This window comes from Streptomyces sp. NPDC096136 (assembly GCF_044763325.1).
Taxonomy (GTDB): domain Bacteria; phylum Actinomycetota; class Actinomycetes; order Streptomycetales; family Streptomycetaceae; genus Streptomyces.
Genome location: NZ_JBIWFZ010000031.1, coordinates 25,046 through 44,284 on the forward strand (window position 1 = coordinate 25,046; position 19,239 = coordinate 44,284).

Annotated in this window: 14 protein-coding genes and 1 other RNA gene; 4 read left to right on the forward strand and 11 right to left on the reverse strand. The window is 74.6% G+C overall.

Annotation, left to right across the window (positions count from 1 at the left end):
• Window positions 1-141 precede the first annotated feature (141 nt).
• Both ACIRBY_RS36305 and ACIRBY_RS36310 read right to left on the reverse strand, forming a co-directional pair.
• Window positions 142-1,584, reverse strand: a complete 1,443-nt coding sequence (locus ACIRBY_RS36305; protein ID WP_403908902.1) for a nitrate/nitrite transporter — start codon at window positions 1,582-1,584, stop codon at window positions 142-144.
• 97 nt (window positions 1,585-1,681) lie between these two features.
• Complete coding sequence (locus ACIRBY_RS36310) at window positions 1,682-2,650, reverse strand: LysR family transcriptional regulator (RefSeq protein ID WP_403908905.1); 969 nt, start codon at window positions 2,648-2,650, stop codon at window positions 1,682-1,684.
• A gap of 84 nt (window positions 2,651-2,734) precedes the next feature.
• Here ACIRBY_RS36310 and ACIRBY_RS36315 point away from each other — a divergent pair, with 84 nt between their 5' ends.
• Window positions 2,735-4,111: an MFS transporter gene (locus ACIRBY_RS36315; RefSeq protein ID WP_403908908.1), complete on the forward strand. Its 1,377-nt coding sequence runs from the start codon at window positions 2,735-2,737 to the stop codon at window positions 4,109-4,111.
• 347 nt (window positions 4,112-4,458) lie between these two features.
• On the opposite strand, the gene ACIRBY_RS36320 is transcribed toward ACIRBY_RS36315, so the two are convergent.
• The 6 genes from ACIRBY_RS36320 to ftsE form a co-directional block, all read right to left on the reverse strand.
• On the reverse strand, window positions 4,459-5,007 hold the full coding sequence (locus tag ACIRBY_RS36320; protein WP_403908911.1) for a GNAT family N-acetyltransferase: 549 nt from the start codon (window positions 5,005-5,007) through the stop codon (window positions 4,459-4,461).
• Window positions 5,008-5,119: 112 nt separating this feature from the next.
• Window positions 5,120-5,508: a transfer-messenger RNA gene (ssrA, locus tag ACIRBY_RS36325) on the reverse strand.
• Window positions 5,509-5,609: 101 nt separating this feature from the next.
• The gene (smpB, locus tag ACIRBY_RS36330) at window positions 5,610-6,095 is read right to left on the reverse strand and encodes an SsrA-binding protein SmpB (protein WP_390687528.1); all 486 of its coding nucleotides are present in this window, start codon (window positions 6,093-6,095) and stop codon (window positions 5,610-5,612) included.
• Window positions 6,096-6,113: 18 nt separating this feature from the next.
• Entirely contained in the window at window positions 6,114-7,301 is a 1,188-nt protein-coding gene (locus ACIRBY_RS36335; RefSeq protein ID WP_403908915.1) for a S41 family peptidase, read from the reverse strand.
• A 67-nt stretch (window positions 7,302-7,368) separates the two neighbouring features.
• On the reverse strand, window positions 7,369-8,355 hold the full coding sequence (gene ftsX, locus ACIRBY_RS36340; protein WP_403908918.1) for a permease-like cell division protein FtsX: 987 nt from the start codon (window positions 8,353-8,355) through the stop codon (window positions 7,369-7,371).
• A gap of 17 nt (window positions 8,356-8,372) precedes the next feature.
• Window positions 8,373-9,062: a cell division ATP-binding protein FtsE gene (gene ftsE / locus ACIRBY_RS36345; RefSeq protein ID WP_042810247.1), complete on the reverse strand. Its 690-nt coding sequence runs from the start codon at window positions 9,060-9,062 to the stop codon at window positions 8,373-8,375.
• A gap of 228 nt (window positions 9,063-9,290) precedes the next feature.
• Here ftsE and ACIRBY_RS36350 point away from each other — a divergent pair, with 228 nt between their 5' ends.
• Entirely contained in the window at window positions 9,291-9,479 is a 189-nt protein-coding gene (locus tag ACIRBY_RS36350; protein WP_403908921.1) for a hypothetical protein, read from the forward strand.
• A 125-nt stretch (window positions 9,480-9,604) separates the two neighbouring features.
• Here the strand turns inward: ACIRBY_RS36350 and prfB are convergent, their stop codons facing one another.
• The gene (gene prfB / locus ACIRBY_RS36355; RefSeq protein ID WP_403908923.1) at window positions 9,605-10,714 is read right to left on the reverse strand and encodes a peptide chain release factor 2; all 1,110 of its coding nucleotides are present in this window, start codon (window positions 10,712-10,714) and stop codon (window positions 9,605-9,607) included.
• 319 nt (window positions 10,715-11,033) lie between these two features.
• On the opposite strand from prfB, the gene ACIRBY_RS36360 reads away from it, so the two are divergent.
• Complete coding sequence (locus ACIRBY_RS36360) at window positions 11,034-12,062, forward strand: isopenicillin N synthase family dioxygenase (protein WP_403908926.1); 1,029 nt, start codon at window positions 11,034-11,036, stop codon at window positions 12,060-12,062.
• Between the two features lie 109 nt (window positions 12,063-12,171).
• On the opposite strand, the gene ACIRBY_RS36365 is transcribed toward ACIRBY_RS36360, so the two are convergent.
• The gene (locus ACIRBY_RS36365; protein ID WP_403908929.1) at window positions 12,172-13,443 is read right to left on the reverse strand and encodes a serine/threonine-protein kinase; all 1,272 of its coding nucleotides are present in this window, start codon (window positions 13,441-13,443) and stop codon (window positions 12,172-12,174) included.
• Window positions 13,444-13,632: 189 nt separating this feature from the next.
• Window positions 13,633-15,417: a serine/threonine-protein kinase gene (locus ACIRBY_RS36370; RefSeq protein ID WP_403908932.1), complete on the reverse strand. Its 1,785-nt coding sequence runs from the start codon at window positions 15,415-15,417 to the stop codon at window positions 13,633-13,635.
• Window positions 15,418-15,895: 478 nt separating this feature from the next.
• On the opposite strand from ACIRBY_RS36370, the gene ACIRBY_RS36375 reads away from it, so the two are divergent.
• Entirely contained in the window at window positions 15,896-19,189 is a 3,294-nt protein-coding gene (locus ACIRBY_RS36375) for an FHA domain-containing protein (protein WP_403908976.1), read from the forward strand.
• The last annotated feature ends 50 nt before the right edge of the window (window positions 19,190-19,239 follow it).

The following is a 19,239-nucleotide window of genomic DNA, read 5'->3' on the forward strand; positions in this document are numbered from 1 at the left end:
CCCAGTACGTCCGTCCCTGAAGCCGACGCCGGCGTCGGCCGGCCTCGGCATGGCGGTAACCGAGCCTGCCAACCGGTCGTGTCGGGCTCGGTTCCGTCGTATTTCCGTGCCGTTAAGCGCCTTTGGCGCTCCCGGCCGCCCTCATACGGAGGTGAGCTGGGGTTTCGCCCCGCTGCCGGCCGCCTCGGGGCCGGTGTGCGGGGCGGCGGGCCGGCGAATGTATACCGCCCAGGTGACGGCGCAGCACACGGCGTAGAAGCCGAGGAAGGCGACGAAGGCCGTGGTGCCCTCCCCCGAGGCCGCGAAGGCCTCGCGGAAGGCCAGGTTGATGCCGAGTCCGCCGAGCGCGCCGACCGCGCCGATCAGGCCCATGGCGGCCCCGGACAGCCGACGCCCGTGGGCGGCGGCCTCCTCGCCGCCGAGCCCGCGGGCGAGCGCCTGGGCCTGGAAGATGCCGGGGATCATCTTGTACGTGGAGCCGTTGCCCAGCCCGCTGAGCGCGAACAGGGCGGTGAAGCCGGCGAGGAACACCGGCAGGGACTCCCGTACGGAGGCCAGGACGACCACCCCGGTCGCCGCGGCCATCGCCACGAACGCCCCCAGGGTGATCCTCGCCCCGCCGAACCGGTCGGCGAGCGCCCCTCCGACGGGCCGGACGAGGGAGCCGAGCAGCGGGCCGACGAAGGTGAGGGACGCGGCCTGGAGCGGGGTGCGCCCGAACTGGGTCTGGAGGACGAGCCCGAAGGCGAAGCTGTAGCCGATGAAGGAGCCGAAGCAGCCGACGTAGAGCAGGGCCATGATCCAGGTGTGCGGCTCGCGGACGGCTTCCCGGACCGCGCCCGCGTCGCCCCGGACGGGGGCCAGGTTGTCCATGCGGGCCAGGGCCAGCGCGGCGGCGGCCACGATCAGCGGGAGGTACGCGGCGAGCAGCAGCCGGGGGTGTCCGGCGCCGGCGGTGGCGATGACGAGCAGCGCGGCGAGCTGGACGACCGGGACGCCGATGTTGCCGCCGCCGGCGTTGAGGCCGAGGGCCCAGCCCTTCTTCCGGAGGGGGAAGAAGGCGTTGATGTTGGTCATGGAGGAGGCGAAGTTGCCGCCGCCCACCCCGGTCAGCGCGGCGACGGCGAGGAAGGTGGCGTACGGGGTGCCGGGTTCCATGACGACCAGTGCGGCCGTGGTCGGCGCGAGCAGCAGCAGGGCGCTGACGACGGTCCAGTTGCGGCCGCCGAAGCGGGCGACGGCGAAGGTGTACGGGACCCGGACCAGGCCGCCGACGGCGGTGGCGGTGGCGATGAGGAAGAACTTCCCGGCGGGGTCGATCCCGTAGGCGGGGCCCATGAAGAGCACCATCACGGACCACAGCGACCAGATGGAGAAGCCGATGTGCTCGGAGAAGACGGAGTAGAGGAGGTTGCGGCGGGCCGTGCGCTCGCCGGTCTCCCGCCAGAAGGCCTCGTCCTCGGGGTCCCAGCGCTCGATCCAGCGGCCTCCCCGGCGGCGCGGGCCGTCCCCCCGGCTGCCGCGCGGGCCGTCCCCCGGGCCGCCGCCCCCTTCGTGCGGTGCGGTCGTCGTCGTAGCGGTCATCACACGCCTCCACAGCTGTCGCGTCCGTGGTGACGACGCTAGGAACGGCGCGTTTCGGCCCCGGTCCCCGCCGGATGACCGGGGGGAAACCTTGCTCTCACCCGCCGCGGGCGCCGGATGTGAGCCCTGCCGGGAGCCAGCCGTCCGGGGGGAGTTCCAGCCAGCGGTGGGCGTCCTGGAGTTCGGCGGCGGCGCGGGCGAGGGCCTCCAGGCCGGGGTGGCGCAGCCCCTCGCGCCAGACCATGGACAGCGGGGAGAGCGGTACGGGGTCCACGAGGGGGCGTTTGACGCAGCCGGGCACGTCGAGGAAGCCGACGGTGACCAGGACCGGGTTGCGGGTCTTGGTCATGACTCGCATGAACTCCTCCTTGCCCATCGCCACCGGCGCGGGCGGCGCGAGCGCGACGCCCCGCCCGGCGAACAGCTCGCGGGCCAGCCCGGTCCACTCCAGGGTGCGCGGGTTGCCGGCCCCGGCGTAGACGGTCTCCCCGGCGAGCGCGGCGAGGGGTACGGATTCCAGCGCGGCCAGCGGATGCTCCTCGGGCAGCAGCACGGCGAGGGGTTCGTGGCGCACGGGCAGGTGCGCGAGCCGGGCCCGCAGGGCGGGGTCCAGGCCGGCGACGTAGCCGAAGGAGACGTCGAGCCGCCCGGCGGCGATCTCGGCGGCGGCATGGGTGAGGCCGCTCTCGAAGCGGGCCATCAGCTCGTGGCCGGGGGCGAGTTCGCGGGCCCGTTCCAGGACGAGGCGGGCGGTGGTGGGGCCGTCGGTGTTGAGGTCGACGAGGAGGGCGGGGGGCGGTCCGGCGAAGGCGGCGGCCAGCTCCTCGTGGGCGCGGAGCACCTCGCGGGCGTGGGGCAGCAGGCGCACGCCGTCGGCGGTCAGCTCGACGGCCCGGGTGGTGCGGGTGAACAAGGGCGTGCCCAGGACCCGTTCGAGCCGGCGGACGTCACGGCTGAGGGCCTGCTGGGCCACGTAGAGGCGGGCGGCGGCGCGGGTGAAGTGCAGCTCCTCGGCGACGGCGAGGAAGCCGCGCAGCAGCCGGGGGTCCACGTCGGGGGAGGTCACCCGGAGAGATTAACAACGGGACCGCGTGAATGGCCCCGGAACAGGTGTTGGACCGCCGACGGGGGCGGGCCGCAGGCTCGTGGCATGCCGCAGGAAACCCCGCTCATGGCCGTCACGGGCACCACCCTCGTCCTGGCCGCCCCGCCCCCGCCCCCGGCCGGAACCCGCACCCGGACCGCCGCCGCGACCCCGCAGCAGGGCACCGCCCCGGCCGGAACCCGCGCCCTGACCGGCCCCACGCCCCCACCGCGGGCCACCGCCCCGGGCCCGGAGGACGCCGGCCCCCGGGCCCGGTCCCGCTTCCTCGGCCCCTACGCCCGGCTCTTCGCCGTCCCCGGGGCCCGCGGGTTCACCGCCGGGAACCTGCTCGCCCGGCTCCCCATGGGCATGTTCGGGATCAGCGCCGTGATGATGATCGCCGGGCAGCGCGGCTCGTACGCCCTCGCCGGCGCGGTCACCGCGACCGGCATGGCCGCCACCGCCGTCGTCGGGCCGTGGACGGCCCGCCTCGTCGACCGGTACGGGCAGGCCCGGATCGCCGTGCCGGCCACGCTGGTCGCGGTGCTCGGCTCGCTCTCCCTCGTCCTGTGCGTCCGTACGCACGCCCCCGCCTGGACCCTGTTCGCCTCCTACGCGGCCACCGCCACCACCCCCAACACCGGCGGCATGTCCCGGGCCCGCTGGACGCACCTGCTGCCCCGCTCCGCGCACCACACCGCGATGTCCTTCGAACAGGCCGCCGACGAACTGTGCTTCATGCTCGGCCCGGTCCTCGCCGCCTTCCTGTGCACCGCCGCCTTCCCGGAGGCGGGCACCCTCACCGGGGCGGCGCTGCTGCTGACCGGCATGCTGGTGTTCACCGCGCACCGCGCCACCGAGCCCCCGGCCGGCGGGACGCCGAAGGCCGCGGCCGGCCGGTCCCCGCTGCGCGCCCTGCTCCCCCTCCTCGGCCTCTTCCTCGCCACCGGCCTGGTCTTCGGCTCGATGGAGGTCACCTCGATCGCCCACCTCTCCGCCCTGGGCCTCGGCGGCGCGTCCGGCCCGGTGCTCGCGCTCCAGGCGGCGGGCTCCTGCGCCGCCGGCCTGCTGTACGGGGCGCGGCGCCCGAGGAGCCTGCGGACCTGCCTGGTCGCGCTGGCCGGGGCGATGGCCCTGCCGTGGGCGGCGGCCGCCACCGGCTCCCTCGTCCCGCTGGCCCTGGCCCTCCTGCTGGCCGGGATGTCCACGGCGCCGGTGATGGTCACCGCGATGGGCCTGGTCCAGTCCCGCACCCCCGAGGGCCGCCTCAACGAGGGCATGACGCTGGCCGTCACCGCGATCCTCGCCGGCATCGCGGCCGGATCCGCCACGGCGGGCCTGGCCGTCGACCGCCTCGGCACGGGGACGGCGTACCTCCTGCCGGCCGCCGCGGCACTGGCCGCACTGCTCATCGGACCGGCGACTCCACGACCGGGCCGTTGATCGGGATTTCATCCGGCTGCCGGGTGACGCCACCGCGTGGGGCGCACCCTTCCCCGCCGTGATCGGCCATAACACCGACCCGCGGGGCCCCGAGGGCGACCACCACGGCAAGGGTGGCAAGGACGGCAAGGGCGGCAAGGACGGCAAGGGCGGCAAGGACGACCACGGCAAGGGCGAGCACCACGGCGAGGGCGGCCCGAAGGCCCGTATCGTCCCCTCCGGCCAGGGCCTCGGCATCCGCTCCGGCCCCGGCACGGGCTACGGGAAGACCGGCAGGACGCTGCGCACTGAACCTCAACAAGGTCCCGTACTGCTCCTGACCGCTCCCCGACCGCCCGCTCCACCCGTCACACGGGCTTCGCCCACTCCTCGCGCAGCATCCCGAAGAGCACGCGGTCGTAGCGCTCCCCCGCCACCAGCACGGCCGCCCTCAGGCGCCCCTCCTCGCGGAAGCCGAGCCCCGAAAACGCCCGCACGGCACGCTCGTTGCCGCTCCAGGTGTCCAGCTCCAGCCGGTGCAGCCCGTACGCGCCGAACAGGTGGTCCACGAGCACCCGCGTCGCGTCACGGCCGTGGCCGCGGCCCCAGAACTCCCGCTCGCCGATGGTGACGCCCAGCGTGGCCACCCCGAGGTAGGGGTCGAGGTCGCGGTAGTCGGCCATGCCGATGACCCGCCCGCTCTCCAGGTCCTCGACCGTGAACACGGCCGACTCCCTCGGCACGAGCCGCAGCATCCGCTCGAACGCCAGCCCGACCGCCTCGGCGGTGACCGGCCCGAAACAGGGATCGCCGGCCGAGGCCAGGCGCACGACCTCCGGATCGTTGCGCCAGCGCAGGTGGTGCTCGGCGTCTTCGGCGCGCAGTGCGCGCAGTCTCACCAGGTTTCCTTCGAACATCGCGCCACCTTAATCGATCATGAAAGCCGGTCAAGGGCCCGCGCACCCCGAGGCGCCGCACATGACGAAGGCCCCGCAGCCAACGGCTGCGGGGCCTTCGCCCACATGGGATGAGTGGAGATGGCGGGAATCGAACCCGCGTCCAACGGTGCAGAAGCAGGGCTTCTCCGAGCGCAGTCCGCTGCGCTTTTCTCGGCCCCGGAGATCACACGGACAAGTCTCCGACGGGCTCAGTCACTGTTTGGTTTCCCTCCAACCCCCGTGACCGGGGCTAGAGGTTTAGATCCCTTGTTGACGCCAGGATCCGGACCGGGACCACTTCCGGGCTGACGCTCCTCACAGAGGCTTCAGCTCACTGTTATTAGGCAGCGAGGGTGAAGCGGGAGTTATCGCTCTTGGAGTTGGCGATTATTTTTTGCGACATGTGGTTAGCGAGATCATTGCCGCTTCCTCGGCTCGCTTCCCCTGCATCGACATCCGCTGTCGAAACCGATCATCCCCATGTTGTCACTCTTGAGTTGTGTACTGCTCAAGCTGCGCCGCCCCCTGGGGGGTGGTGCTGACGCCATGGTACGCGAAGCGGACCACCGCGTGCCAGGAGATTAAACCGTGCCCCGCTGCTTGCGGCGGATCGCGGAGATCGTCCGCTGGGTCTCGCGCGTGTCCTGCTTCTCGCGCAGGGTCTGGCGCTTGTCGTACTCCTTCTTGCCCTTCGCCAGCGCGATCTCGACCTTCGCGCGGCCGTCCTTGAAGTACAGGGCCAGGGGCACGACCGTGTGACCCGACTCCTCCGCCTTGCGCTCCAGCTTGTCGATCTCCTCGCGGTGCATGAGGAGCTTGCGCTTGCGGCGGGCGCTGTGGTTGGTCCAGGTGCCCTGGCTGTACTCCGGGACGTGGACGTTGTACATCCACACCTCGCCGCTCTCGACCGACACGAAGCCGTCGACCAGCGAGGCCCGGCCCTGGCGCAGGGACTTGACCTCGGTGCCCGTGAGCACGATGCCGCACTCGTAGGTGTCGATGATCGCGTAGTCGTGCCGCGCCTTCTTGTTCTGGGCGATCAGCTTGCGCCCTTTTTCCTTAGCCATAGTGCGGTCATTTTCGCACTACGACCCCACCCCGAGGCCACCCAATACCGCCCGCGCCCGCTCCTCGGCCCCGTCGCCCACGGCCAGGTCCGGGGTGATGCCCCCGCCGTCGAGGCTGCGGCCCGCCGGAGTGCGGTACGTGCCGACCGTCAGCTCCGCCACCGCGCCGCCCGGGAGCTGGGTCGGCATCTGCACGGAGCCCTTGCCGAAGGTGCGGGTGCCCACCGCCACCGCGCGGCCGCGGTCCTGGAGCGCGCCGGTGACCAGCTCGGCCGCGCTCATCGTGCCGCCGTCCACGAGGGTCACCAGGGGGCGGGCCGTGTCCCCGCCGGGGGCCGCGTACAGGGCGCGCTCGGAGCCGCGCACGTCGTACGTCGCCACGAGCCCGCCGTCCAGGAAGGCGGAGGCCGCGGCGACCGCCTCGGCGACCAGCCCGCCCGGGTTGCCCCGCAGGTCCAGCATCACCCCGCCGCCCGGCGGGGCCTCGCGGACGGCCTCCTTGACGCGCTCGCCCGAACCCCGGGTGAAGGAGGCCACCTTGATCACGGTGATGCCGCCCGCGAGGCGTCGCACGGTCACCGGGTCGGCGCGCAGCTCCTCCCGGCGGACGGTCTCGGTGAGGACGGCGCCGTCCCGGCCGAGGCCGAGGACCACCGGGGTGCCGGCCTCCCCGCGCAGCCGGGCCACCACGTCGGCGACGGGCAGGCCGCTGACCTCGCGGCCGTCGACGCTCAGCAGCCGGTCGCCGGCGCGCAGGCCGGCCCGGGCGGCGGGGCTGCCGGGCTGGACCCGGTCGACCTCGATGCGGCCGTCGGCGCGGCGCCCGGTCCAGAGGCCGACGCCGGTCCAGCGGCCGTCGAGGTCCTCGGCGAAGGCGGCGTACTCGCCCTGGTCGTAGACGGTGCCCCAGCGGTCGCCGCTGCGGCTGACCACCTCCTGGGCGGCCTTCTTCCCGGACTTGCCCTCGGCGACGGCCTCGGCGGCGGCGCGGGCGACGGCCTCCCGGTCGGCGGTGCCGGGAGCCGGTGGCAGCCCCCGCTCCGGCTCCGCGGCGCTGGCGGAGGCGGGACGGGCCCCGTCCGCCTCGGGTGACCCCCAGCACCCGGTGGCCGCCGCGGCGCCCACGGAGACGGCGAACAGCAGCGTTAAGAAGGCCCCGCGACGCAGGTCGCGGGGCCGGAGACAGAGAGCGGGCAGACCCGGCATGCGGCCGAGTCTAGGACAAGCCCCGCCGCCGCAAGCGGGGTTGACCGCACGCGCCGGAGGGCGCTCGTCACACCTTCAGGTACTTGCGCAGCGCGACGAAGGCCGCCAGGGAGGGCATCAGGAGGCCGATGACCAGGACCAGCGGGAGCTTGGTGAGGACCGCGTCCCAGCCGATGAAGTTGATCAGCTGGAGCTTGTCGCGGAGCCCGATGCCGTGGTCGATCACGAAGTACTGGCCCGCGCCGAGCATGGCGCAGGCGAAGCCGGCGCCGATGAGGCCGGCCACGGCCGCCTCCATGATGAACGGCACCTGGATGTAGAAGCCGGAGGCGCCGACCAGGCGCATGATGCCGGTCTCCCGCCGACGGCTGAACGCCGAGACGCGCACGGTGTTGACGATCAGCAGCAGTGCCACGATCAGCATGATCATCATGATGCCGAGGGCGGCCCAGTTGAGGGTGCCCAGCAGGGCGAAGAGGTTGTCGAGCTCGGTGGACTGGTCAGCCACCGACTGGACCCCGTCGCGCCCGGCGAAGGCGGAGGTGATGACGTCGTACTTCTCGGGGTTCTTCAGCTTGACCCGGAAGGAGTCGGGCATCTGGTCGGGGGTGACGACGGAGGCCAGGGCGGTGTGCCCGAAGCGCTCCTTGTAGTGCTTGTAGGCCTCGTCCGAGGACTCGTACATGACGGTCTGGACGAGGTCCATCTTCTTGAGCTCGCGCTCGATGCCCTGCTTCTGCTCGGGCGTGACGGCGCCCTTGGAGCAGGGCTTGCCGTTCCCGGCGGCGGGTGCGGCGGGGGCGCCCGGCGCGCCGGCCGCCGCCGGGGCGCTGCCCGCGGCGGCGTCGATGGCGTCGTTCTTGGTGCAGAGGTAGACGGTGACGTTGACCTTGTCGTACCAGTACCCCTTCATGGCGCTGACCTGGTCCCGCATGAGCAGGGAGCCCCCGAAGAGGGCCAGCGACAGGGCCACGGAGATGATGACCGCGAAGGTCATGGTGAGATTGCGGCGGAGGCCGACGCCGATCTCCGACATGACGAACTGGGCGCGCATGGCGTCTCAGGTGCCTTTCAGTGCTGGTAGCCGTAGACGCCGCGCGACTGGTCGCGTACGAGTCGGCCCTGTTCGAGTTCGATGACGCGCTTGCGCATCTGGTCCACGATCTGCTGGTCGTGCGTGGCCATGATGACCGTGGTGCCGGTCCGGTTGATCCGGTCCAGCAGCTTCATGATCCCGACGGAGGTCTGCGGGTCGAGGTTGCCCGTCGGCTCGTCGGCGATCAGCAGGGCGGGGCGGTTGACGAAGGCGCGGGCGATGGCCACGCGCTGCTGCTCGCCGCCGGACAGCTCGCCCGGCATCCGCCCCTCCTTGCCGCCGAGGCCGACCAGCTCCAGCACCTGCGGGACGGCCTTGCGGATCTCGCCGCGCGGTTTGCCGATGACCTCCTGGGCGAAGGCGACGTTCTCGGCCACCGTCTTGTTGGGCAGGAGCCGGAAGTCCTGGAAGACGGTCCCCAGCTGGCGCCGCATGTGCGGGACCTTCCAGTTGGAGAGCTTCGCGAGGTCCTTTCCCAGGACGTGCACCTGCCCGTGGCTCGCCCGTTCCTCGCGCAGGACCAGCCGCAGGAAGGTGGACTTGCCGGAGCCGGAGGAGCCGACCAGGAAGACGAACTCGCCCTTGGCGATGTCGAGGGAGACATCTCTGAGTGCGGGCCGGGTTTGCTTCGGGTAGGACTTGGAGACGTTGTCGAATCGGATCACGGGTGCACCACGGTCGCCGGGAGTAGGTGTGCGTGACCATACGCGAACGGGCGCGGGGTGGGGACCCGGCATCCTGAGTTGCCCCATTTATCCCCGGCTCCCGGGGGAGTCGGACCGCCCGTGCCCGGACGGGCCGCGCCGAATGTCGGCGGAGCTGGCAGAGTGGTAGGGGGAACGGACTCGGTCCCCCTGCCGTTATGCGTCACGAGGGGACGAGAGGAGGAGCGCATGACAATTGACCGGCTCGTGTGCGCGAACTGCGCGGCACCTGTCAGCCAGGGCCGCTGCCCGGTGTGCCGGGCGAACCGGGAGCGCCTCCAGCAGGAAGGCCCCTTCGCAGGGCTGAATCCGATGGCGCTCATCGTGCTCATGGTGGTGCTGGTGGCCGCGCTGGCACTGGTGGCCCGGACCGCGTAGGCCGCGCCGCGTCCCGATCGCAGGCGGTTCACAGGCGAAGGGGAAGGGCCCGGACACCCACGGTGTCCGGGCCCTTCCCCGCTGTTCTGCCGCGCGTCGTCCTGTTCGCGCGTCGCCGCCGTCGGCTAGGCGGTCTGCTCCTGCTGCTTGCGCCAGCGGATGCCGGCCTCCAGGAAGCCGTCGATCTCGCCGTCGAGGACCGCCTGCGGGTTGCCGACCTCGAACTCCGTCCGCAGGTCCTTGACCATCTGGTACGGGTGCAGGACGTAGGAGCGCATCTGGTTGCCCCAGGAGCTGCCGCCGTCCTTGAGGGCGTCCATCCTGGCCTGCTCCTCCTGGCGGCGCCGCTCCAGCAGCTTGGCCTGGAGCACGTTCATCGCGCTGGCCTTGTTCTGGATCTGGGAGCGCTCGTTCTGGCAGGAGACCACGATGCCGGTCGGGATGTGGGTGATGCGCACGGCGGAGTCGGTCGTGTTGACGCCCTGGCCGCCGGGGCCGGAGGCGCGGTACACGTCGATGCGCAGCTCGGACTCGTCGATCTCGACGTGGTCGCTGGTCTCGACGACCGGCAGCACCTCGACGCCCGCGAAGGAGGTCTGGCGGCGGCCCTGGTTGTCGAAGGGCGAGATGCGGACCAAGCGGTGGGTGCCCTGCTCGACGGAGAGGGTGCCGTACGCGTACGGGGCCTTGACCACGAAGGTGGTCGACTTGATGCCGGCCTCTTCCGCGTAGGAGGTCTCGTAGATCTCCGTCGGGTAGCCGTGGCGCTCGGCCCAGCGCAGGTACATGCGCTGGAGGCGCTCGGCGAAGTCGGAGGCGTCGACGCCGCCGGCCTCGGCGCGGATGTTGACCAGGGCCTCGCGCTCGGCGTACTCGCCGGAGAGCAGGGTCCGGACCTCCATCTCGTCCAGCGCCTTGCGGACGGACACCAGCTCGGCCTCGGCCTCGGCCAGGGTGTCGGCGTCCTCCATCTCCTGCGCGAGCTCGAAGAGCACCGCGAGGTCGTCGATGCGGCCGCGCAGCGTCTCGGTCTTGCGGACCTCGGCCTGGAGGTGCGAAAGCTTGCTCGTGATCTTCTGGGCGGCGTCCGGGTCGTCCCACAGGGACGGCGCGGCGGCCTGCTCCTCGAGCACGGCGATTTCTGCCCTCAGCTTGTCGAGGTCCAGGACGGCCTCGATCGACCCCATGGTCGAGGAGAGGGACTTCAGCTCTTCGGAAACATCGACGACTGCCACGGGTCCAGCGTAGCCGGTCCGCGGACGGCCATCTCCGGCCAGGCCTGATGAACGTGTTCGGAGGAGGGTGGGTACGGGCGTACGCTCACCGTATGACCGTTCTACTCGTGAAGCGCCGCCATGTGGACCACATGCGTGTCACCACCACGAGCTGTCTGCCGCCGGACCTCGCACAAGCCTGATCAACCCCGATCCGACTTCGGTCCTGTACGCGGCCGCGCCCGCCCGGCGCCATCCCTGCCGGCGGTCCGTTCCACGCTGCCCGCCGCCCCGCCATCTTTGGGGCACAGGACCCCGTGACATCCGAAACGGAGCCGTCATGCCGTCCGCGCACCCCTCCTCCAGCCCCTCCTCCTCTTCCCTCGCCGTGATCGACCTGTCCCGGGCCGACGACCCCGCGGAGCGGGACGACTTCCTCAAGCAGCTGCACGCCGCCGCCCGCGACACGGGCTTCCTGTACCTGACCGGGCACGGCATCACGGAGGCCGAGACGGCCCGCATCCTGGAGCTGACCAGGGCCTTCTTCGCACTCCCGGAGGCCGACCGGCTGTCCGTGAGCAATCTGAACTCCCCGCACTTCCGGGGCTACACCCGCATCGGGCACGAGCTGACCGGCGGGGCCTCCGACTGGCGGGACCAGCTGGACGTCGGCGCGGAGCGGCCCGCACCGGAGCTCGGACCGGAAGACCCCGCGTACCTGTGGCTGGAGGGCCCGAACCAGTGGCCGGCGGCGCTGCCGGAGCTGCGGGAGGCGGTGCTGGACTGGCAGCAGCGGCTGGCGGGGGTGGCGCACCGGCTGCTGCGGGAGCTGCTGACCGCGATCGGGGCGCCCGCGGACTTCTTCGACGCGGCCTTCGCGGACCGGCCGCACCTGCACACGAAGCTGATCCGCTACCCCGGGTCCGCCCCGTCGGGCGCGGACCAGGGGGTGGGCGCGCACAAGGACTACGGCTTCCTGACGCTGCTGCTGCAGGACGGGGTGGGCGGGCTCCAGGTCGTCCGGGACGGCGGCTTCGTGGACATCCCGCCGATGCCCGGGGCGTTCGTGGTGAACCTGGGCGAGCTGCTGGAGATCGCCACGGAGGGGTACCTGGTGGCCACCGACCACCGGGTGGTCAGCCCGCCGGGGGCGGTGGAGCGGTTCTCGGTGCCGTTCTTCTACAACCCGCGACTGGACGCGGTGGTCGACACCGTGCCCGGGGAGTACCTGCGGTCCGCGCCCGGGGTCGCGCACGACGCCTCGAACCCGCTGCACGCGGAGTACGGCCGCAACGAGCTGAAGGGCTGGGTCCGGGCCCACCCGGCCGTGGCGCGGCGCTGGCACCCGTCGCTCGTCACGGCGGCGTAGCCGAGCCCCGGGCGGGTCCGGGGGGGGCGCCGCCGTGCGGAGCCGCCCCCGGCCCCCGCGCAACGGGCTGCGCGCCGGGCTGGACCCGGCCCGATCCGAAAGGCGCGGCCTAGCGCCGGGCCGGAGTGGTGTGGGAGGGGACGGGAGGCCGGGGGGCCGGGTCCTCGCCGGAGGCGGCGAGCCAGCCGCCGACCCCGACGGCCGCGGCCAGCGCCACCGCGGACGCCGAGAGGACCAGCCGGCGCTTGCGCACCGCCTCGGACCGGTGCCGGGCGGATCCCGGCTTGTGCCCGCCGGCCGGCCGCGGCACGCGGGCGGTGCCCAGGGCCCCGCCCGCGAGCTCGTCCGGCGTCGGCACGCGCATGGAGGTGTGCGTGTCCCGGTTGGAGTCCGTCGCGGACCCGGGGACCAGCGGCACCACGCCCCGCCGCCGCACCGGATCCGGGGCGGCCGACTCCTCGGCGGCGGCCGGGGCCTCCTGTTCCGGCTCCGCGTCGTCCGGCTCGTCCACGTCCAGCGGCGGCAGCCCGGCCAGCAGCGGGAGCAGCTCCCGCAGCCGTACGGACAGCTCCGAGGCGCGCAGCCGCGAGGCCGGCGCCTTGGCCAGGCACTGGACGATCAGCTGCCACAGCTCCTCGGGGATCCCCGGCAGCGGGACCACGGTCTCCGTGACGTGCCGGCGCAGCACCGCTCCCGGGTGTCCCCCGCCGAAGGGGGTGAACCCGGCCAGCAGCTCGTACAGGACCGTGGCGAGGGCGTATATGTCGACGGCCGCCCGCGGGGGCAGGCCCTCCACTATCTCGGGGGCGAGGTAGTCCGGCGTCCCGATGATCCGCGTGGTCGCCGCCGCCGTGCGGGCGCCGGGCGGCGCGGGGGTCCGGCGGGGGTGGTCGATGAGCTTGGCCACGCCGAAGTCGGTGAGCAGCGCGGGGTGCGCGCCGCCCGGCCCGAGCGGGCCCTGCATGTCGAGCAGGACGTTCTCCGGCTTCACGTCCCGGTGGACGACGCCCGCGGCGTGCGCCGCGGCCAGCGCGTCGGCCACGTCCGCGACGATGGCCACGGCCGCCTCGGGGGCCAGCCGCCGCTCGCGGTCGAGGCGGGTGCGCAGGTCCGTGCCGCGGACGAGGTCCATGACGAGGGCCAGGTCGTTGCCGTCGACGACCATGTCCCGGACGGAGACGATGTGCGGGTGTTCCAGGCCGAGCAGCGCGCTGCGCTCCTGGACGAACCGTCCGACCAGTTCCTGGTCGGAGGCGAGGTCCTCGCGCAGGAGCTTGACGGCGACGGGCCCGTCCGGCCCTTCTCCCAGCCACACCGTGCCCGCGCTGCCGCGCCCCAGGATCTGGTGCGCTGTGTACCGGCTGCCGATCTTCCGTGCCACGACTGCTCCCTCAGCGGCTGGCGTAACGCCCCAAAGTTACGCGGCCGAATGGGTGCCCGGCGCTCCGGATCGCGGTGACCTTCACTTCTGCGGGCGAAATCACGCCCTGGATGTCGACAAATCCACGAAGTCGGCGCCGCGCGGGGTGAAAAAGGCCCCGCGCGGCGCCGTCCGAAGGCTGCCGTGCCGTCAGGAACCGGCGCTGCCGCCGCCGTTCGCCTTGTCGCCGATCGAGGTGACGAAGTCCACGGCGTCGCTTCCCCAGCTCCACACCTGGTCCCACCAGCCCTTGCCGGTGCCGATCCACTCCTGGAGCGGCGTCAGTTCCCAGATCAGCCAGCCGCCCACGAAGAGCAGCAGGAGCAGGACGAAGCAGCCCTTGAGGCAGCCGAGGCCCGGGATGCGGACGGGGTTCGCGCTGCGGCGGCGGGGCTCGCGCGGCGGGCGGGGCTCGCGCGGGGGCTGCTGCCGGGGCGGGCGCTGCGGCTGCTGCTGCACCGGCGGCTGCACCGGCTGCCGGTACGGCGCCTGCTGCTGCGGGGGCGGCGGGGGCTGGTACGCCTGCGGCTGCTGGTACGGCTGGGGCTGCGGGGCGTACTGGGGCGGCTGCTGGTACTGCTGCTGCGGCGGCGGGGCCGGGCGGTACTGCGGCTGCTGGTGCTGCTGCGGCTGGTGCTGCTGCGGCTGGTGCTGCGGGGGCGGCGGCACGGGCGGGGCCTGGCGCTGCGGACGGCGGCGCAGGGGGTCCTCGGCCGGGTCGAGGTAGTGCATCTGCGTCTGCTCGTTGCGGTCCCGCGCGGCCCGCATCTGCGACTGCCACGGGTGCGGGGCGTCGGGCCGCTGCACGGGCGGCATCACGGAGGTCGGGTCGGGGGCGCCCTGGGCCCCGCCGCCGGGCCCGCCGGTGACGGGCGGCAGCACGGTGGTGGCGTCCGCCCCGTCGACCGGCGGCAGGACGCTGGTCATGGCGTTCGGGTCGTAGTCCCCCGCCGCCACGGGCGTCGCCTGCGTCGGCGCGGTGCTCCCGGGCAGCTGCGGGGCGGCGGCCGGGACCGGCGCGGGCGAGGGGTCGGGGGCGAGCAGCGCGCCGACGCCGAGCGCCGCCTCGACCTCGTCGGGCGAGGAGTGGACGCGGATGCCGGCGGCGACCACGCGCAGGCCGCGGGCCAGGCTCTCGGCGCTCGGGCGCTCGTCGGGCTCCTTGCGCAGGCAGCGCTCGACGACGATCCACAGCGCCTCCGGCATGGAGGCGGGCCGCTGCGGGTCCTCGCTGAGGTGGCGGTGGAGCACTTCGAGCGCGGTGCCGCCGGCGAAGGGCGGGCGGCCGGTGAGCAGCTCGTACAGGAGGATGCCGGCGCCGTAGATGTCGACGGCGGAGGTCTGCGGGCGACCCTCGGCGGACTCGGGGGCGACGTAGGCGGGGGTGCCGACGAACTCGTGGGTGCGGGTGAGGCCCGGGGAGTCGGCGAGGCGCGCGATGCCGAAGTCGGTGAGCATCGGCTTCATCTGCCCGTTGCTCTCGTCGAGCAGGACGTTGGCCGGCTTCAGGTCGCGGTGGACGACGCCGTCGGCGTGGCTGGCGGCGAGCGCGTCCGCGATCTGCGCGGTCAGCAGGGCCGCGGCGACCGGGCTGAAGGGGCCGTTCTGCCGGATGTACTTGTGCAGGTCCGGGCCGTCGATCAGGTCCATGACGAGGGCGAGGAGGTCGCCCTCGACGACGAGGTCGCGGGTGCGGACGATGTTGGGGTGCGTCAGGCGCAGCAGGACGGAGCGTTCGCGCAGGAAGCGCATGACGATGTCCGCGTCCTGGGCCAGCTCCTCCTTGAGGACCTTGATGGCCACGGTCTCGCCGGGCTGGCCGGCGACGGCGGCCTCCGCGCCGGCGGCCTCCCTCTGGCGGGCACGCCAGACGGTGCCCGTGGCGCCGCGTCCGAGCGGCTCCTCGAGCAGGTACTTGCTGCCGACTGGCCGCACGTCTCGCGCTCCCCTGCTGTCGTTTTCCGGCTGATTCCGCCGAGTGGGTTTCCCGATGGGCTCCGGATGGGTTTCCGGCCCAACTCTAGGGGGTGTCTCCGTGGAGGACGCGGGTCACAGGAGGTTGGTTGCCGCACATTTGTGCGAAGGGTGAGTTTTGCGGCCTATGCCTGAGGGTCTTTTCCCCGGAATCACCTCGGCATTCGCTCGATCGGGTGGCCGAATCCTTGCGGTGATCGGAGGCGGCCGTCGTCGATCAAGATCATTTGTTGGCGGGTGCCGGGCGTGTTGCGGGTGACAGGTGCGAGGATGCACCCGTACGGAACGGCCGGGACGGGAGCCCTGCCTTCCGGCTGACCTGAACGGACGAAACGTCCGTGCCGGGCGGGGGGTTGACCGGGCAGACATGTCCCGCCGCACCCCGCCGGGCGCCCCGCACCGCGCACTGCGCTCCGCGCAGAAGGGACCGCTGACGGCGATGCAGATCCGGCTGACCGTCCTCGGGTCGCGCGGCGGCCACCAGGCCGCCGCCGCGCCCGCCGGCTGTGACGTGCTCGTCACCGCACCCGCCGGTACCGCGCTGGCCGCGGTGGCCTCCGGGCTCGCGGCGACCGTCGGCGGCCCCGACACGGGCGGGACCGTGGTGCTGTACGCCGGGTCGCGCCGCCTCGACCTCCAGCGCACCGTACTGGGCGAGCCGCCGCTGGTGGACGGGGCCGTGCTGACGCTCCACGTCCCGGCGCCGGACGTCGGCGCGCTGGGGGACGACGGGCTCGGCGCCCCGCAGCTGCACGTGGTGGCCGGCCCCGACGCGGGCGGCGTGCACCTGCTGCACCCCGGGTCGGTGCGGATCGGGCGCTCGGCCGACGCGGACGTCCCGCTGGACGACCCGGACGTGTCGCGGCTGCACTGCACCGTGACCGTGATGCCGGACGGGCGCGTGGCGGTGGCCGACCTCGGCTCGACGAACGGCACGACGCTGGACGGCGCCGAGGTGGGGGTCCGGGCGGTCGCGCTGGCGCCCGGGGCGCTGCTGCGGATCGGCGAGTCCACGCTGCGGCTGGCCGGGGGCGGCGGCGACCGCCTCCCGGTCACCCCGGACCTGGAGGGCCACCTCGCCCTGCCGACCGCCCCGGGCGACGGCACGGGTACCGGCGGTGGCGCGGTCGCCCCCGGCGGTACGGGCCGCTTCGCCGCGGGCGGTACGGGCCGGGACTCCGGCCCGGGCACCTCCGGCGGTACGGGCCGGTTCACCGCCGCCGCTACGGACCGGGACTCCGGCACGGGCGCCACGAGCGACACAGGCCCCTTCGGCGGCGCCACCGGCACCGGCACGGGCGCCACGGGCGGCACGGACCCCTTCGGCGGCGCCACCGGCACCGGCACGGGCGCCACGGGCGGCACAGGCCCCTTCGGCGGCGCCACCGGCACCGGCACGGGCGCCACGGGCGGCACGGGAACCTTCGGCGGCGCCGCGGGTACCGGCGCGGGCGCCCTGGGCGCCGCGGCACCCGGCGCCCAGGCGGCCCCCCACCACCCCCCGTCCCCGGGCGCGGGGCCGTACCCCGCGCCCGGCGGCGCGGGCCGTCCGGGTGCGCCCGCCGCGTACCCCGGCTCCCCCGGGGCTCCCGAGCCGCAGCCGGAGGAGGCCCCGCGGCGCAGGCTCGGGGGCATCGGGGCCTGGGCCCGGAAGTGGGTCCGGGGCGAGGAGGAGGCCGTCGTCGAGGCCGTGGAGGCGGCGGAGCCCGCTCCGGCCGCCCCCGACGCCGACGACCCCGCCGCGCTGCTGCTCGCGGCGCTCGGGCCCACCGGGCGGCTGTGGTCGCGGGAGGCCGGGCACCCCGCGTTCCTGGAGGTGGGCCTCGGGGCCGGCAGCCGGGTGGCGCTGCGCGAGAGCGGCGCGCTCGGGGTGGCGGGCCCGCGGACCCGGCTGATGGGCGTGGCGCGGTCCGTCGTGGCGCAGCTCGCCGGGCTGCACGCGCCCGCCCGGCTGGAGATCGTGCTGCTGGCCGCCGACCGCGCCCGGCCCCTCCAGGAGCGGCGCCGCGACTGGGCCTGGCTCGGCTGGCTGCCCCACGTACGCCCCGCGCACGGCCAGGACTGCCGGCTGCTCCTGGCGTACGACCGCGACCAGGCGGCCGCCCGCACCGCCGAGCTGACCCGGCGGCTGGACGACGGTCCGCTGGGCGCCGGCTGGGCGAACGCGGAGCCGTCGGCCGTGCGCCGGGCGGCCGGCGCGTACGAGGGCCCCCGCACCCTGGTGGTCCTCGACGGCGACCCCGGCACCGCCTCCCTGCGCGACCTCACCGGCCGGCTGGCCTCGCACGGCGCCGCCGCCGGCATCCACGTCCTCGCGCTCGCCGAGGCACCGGCCGCCACCCCCGCCTCCCCGGTGGGGCAGACGTACGACACCGCCTGCGCGGGCACCCCCGCCTTCCGGGACTGCGCCGCCGTCGCCCTGCTCAGCGGGGACGTCGCGACCGCCGTGCGGACCTTCGCGGTCAGCGGCGGCAAGCCCGTCCCGCCGGGTGCCACCGCCGTCGCGGACGGGGTCTCCGCCGCCTGGGCGGAGCGGTTCGCCCGTGCCCTGGCCCCGCTGCGCGCCGACGCCCCGCGGGCGGACGGCCACGGCGGCCACCGCACGGCCGCCAGCCTGCCCGCGGCGGCCCGGCTGCTGGACGAGCTCGGGCTGGCGCGCGCCACCCCCGCGTCCCTGATGGCCCGCTGGGCCGCCGCGGCCGACCAGGGCCGGGCCGTGGGCGGGCTGGCCGACGTCGTCCTCGGGGCCGGCCGGCGCGGGCCGGTCGGCGCCGAGCTGGTCCACGACGGCCCGCACCTGTTCGTCGAGGGCCCCGCCGGCAGCGGCCGTACGGAGCTGCTGCGCTCCCTCGCCGCCTCCCTGGCGGCCGGGTCCCGCCCGGACCACCTGGGCCTGCTCCTCCTCGACGGCGCCGGCGGCGAACGCGGCGACGGACTCCTGCCCTGCACGGAGCTGCCGCACGTGTCGGCCCACCTCGTGGCCTCCGACCCGCTGCGGATGCGGGAGTTCGCGCAGGCCCTCGCCACCGAGCTCAAGCGCCGCCACGAGCTGCTGGACGGCGTGCCGTTCGCCGACTGGCACGGCCGGCGCAGCCTGTCCGACGGGATGGTCTCGCCCCGCGACCCGGGTCCGGGCGAGCACCGCGGCGACCTCGATCCGCAGCGCACCGGCACCCTGCGGCTGCGGGCCTCGGGGCCGCGCACCGATCCGGCGGCCGGCCCGAGCCCGCTGCCCCGGCTGGTGCTGCTGGTGGACGACTTCGACGCGCTGGTCGCGCCGGCGCTGGGCAGCCCAGGGCGGCCCGCCGCGGGTTCACTCGTACGGATCCTGGAGGGGGTGGCCCGTGAGGGCGCCCGCCTCGGTGTGCACCTGATCGCCGCCACCGCCCGCCCGGACCGCACCGCGGAGACCGAGCCGGCCCGGCGGGCGGCGCTGCGGATCGAGCTGGAGGGGCCGGACCGGCCGGGCCCCGGCCGGGGCCGGCTGCTGTACGCCGACGGGCGGGCGGTCCCGTTCCAGGCGGGCCGGGTCACCGGGCGGATCCCGCGCACCGCGACCCTGAGGCCGACCGTGGTCCCGGTGGAGTGGGAGCGGATGGGCGACCCGCCGGCCCGACGGCCGGTGCGCGAGCTGGGCAACGGGCCGACCGACCTCGCCCTCCTGGCCAGCGCCCTCGACCGGGCCTCGCACCTGGTCTCGGCCATACCGGTGCTGTTCCCGGCGGCCCCCTGACGCCCCGCCGCTCCGTGCGACGCGGTATTGCGGGGGTGCGCGGCGCGGCG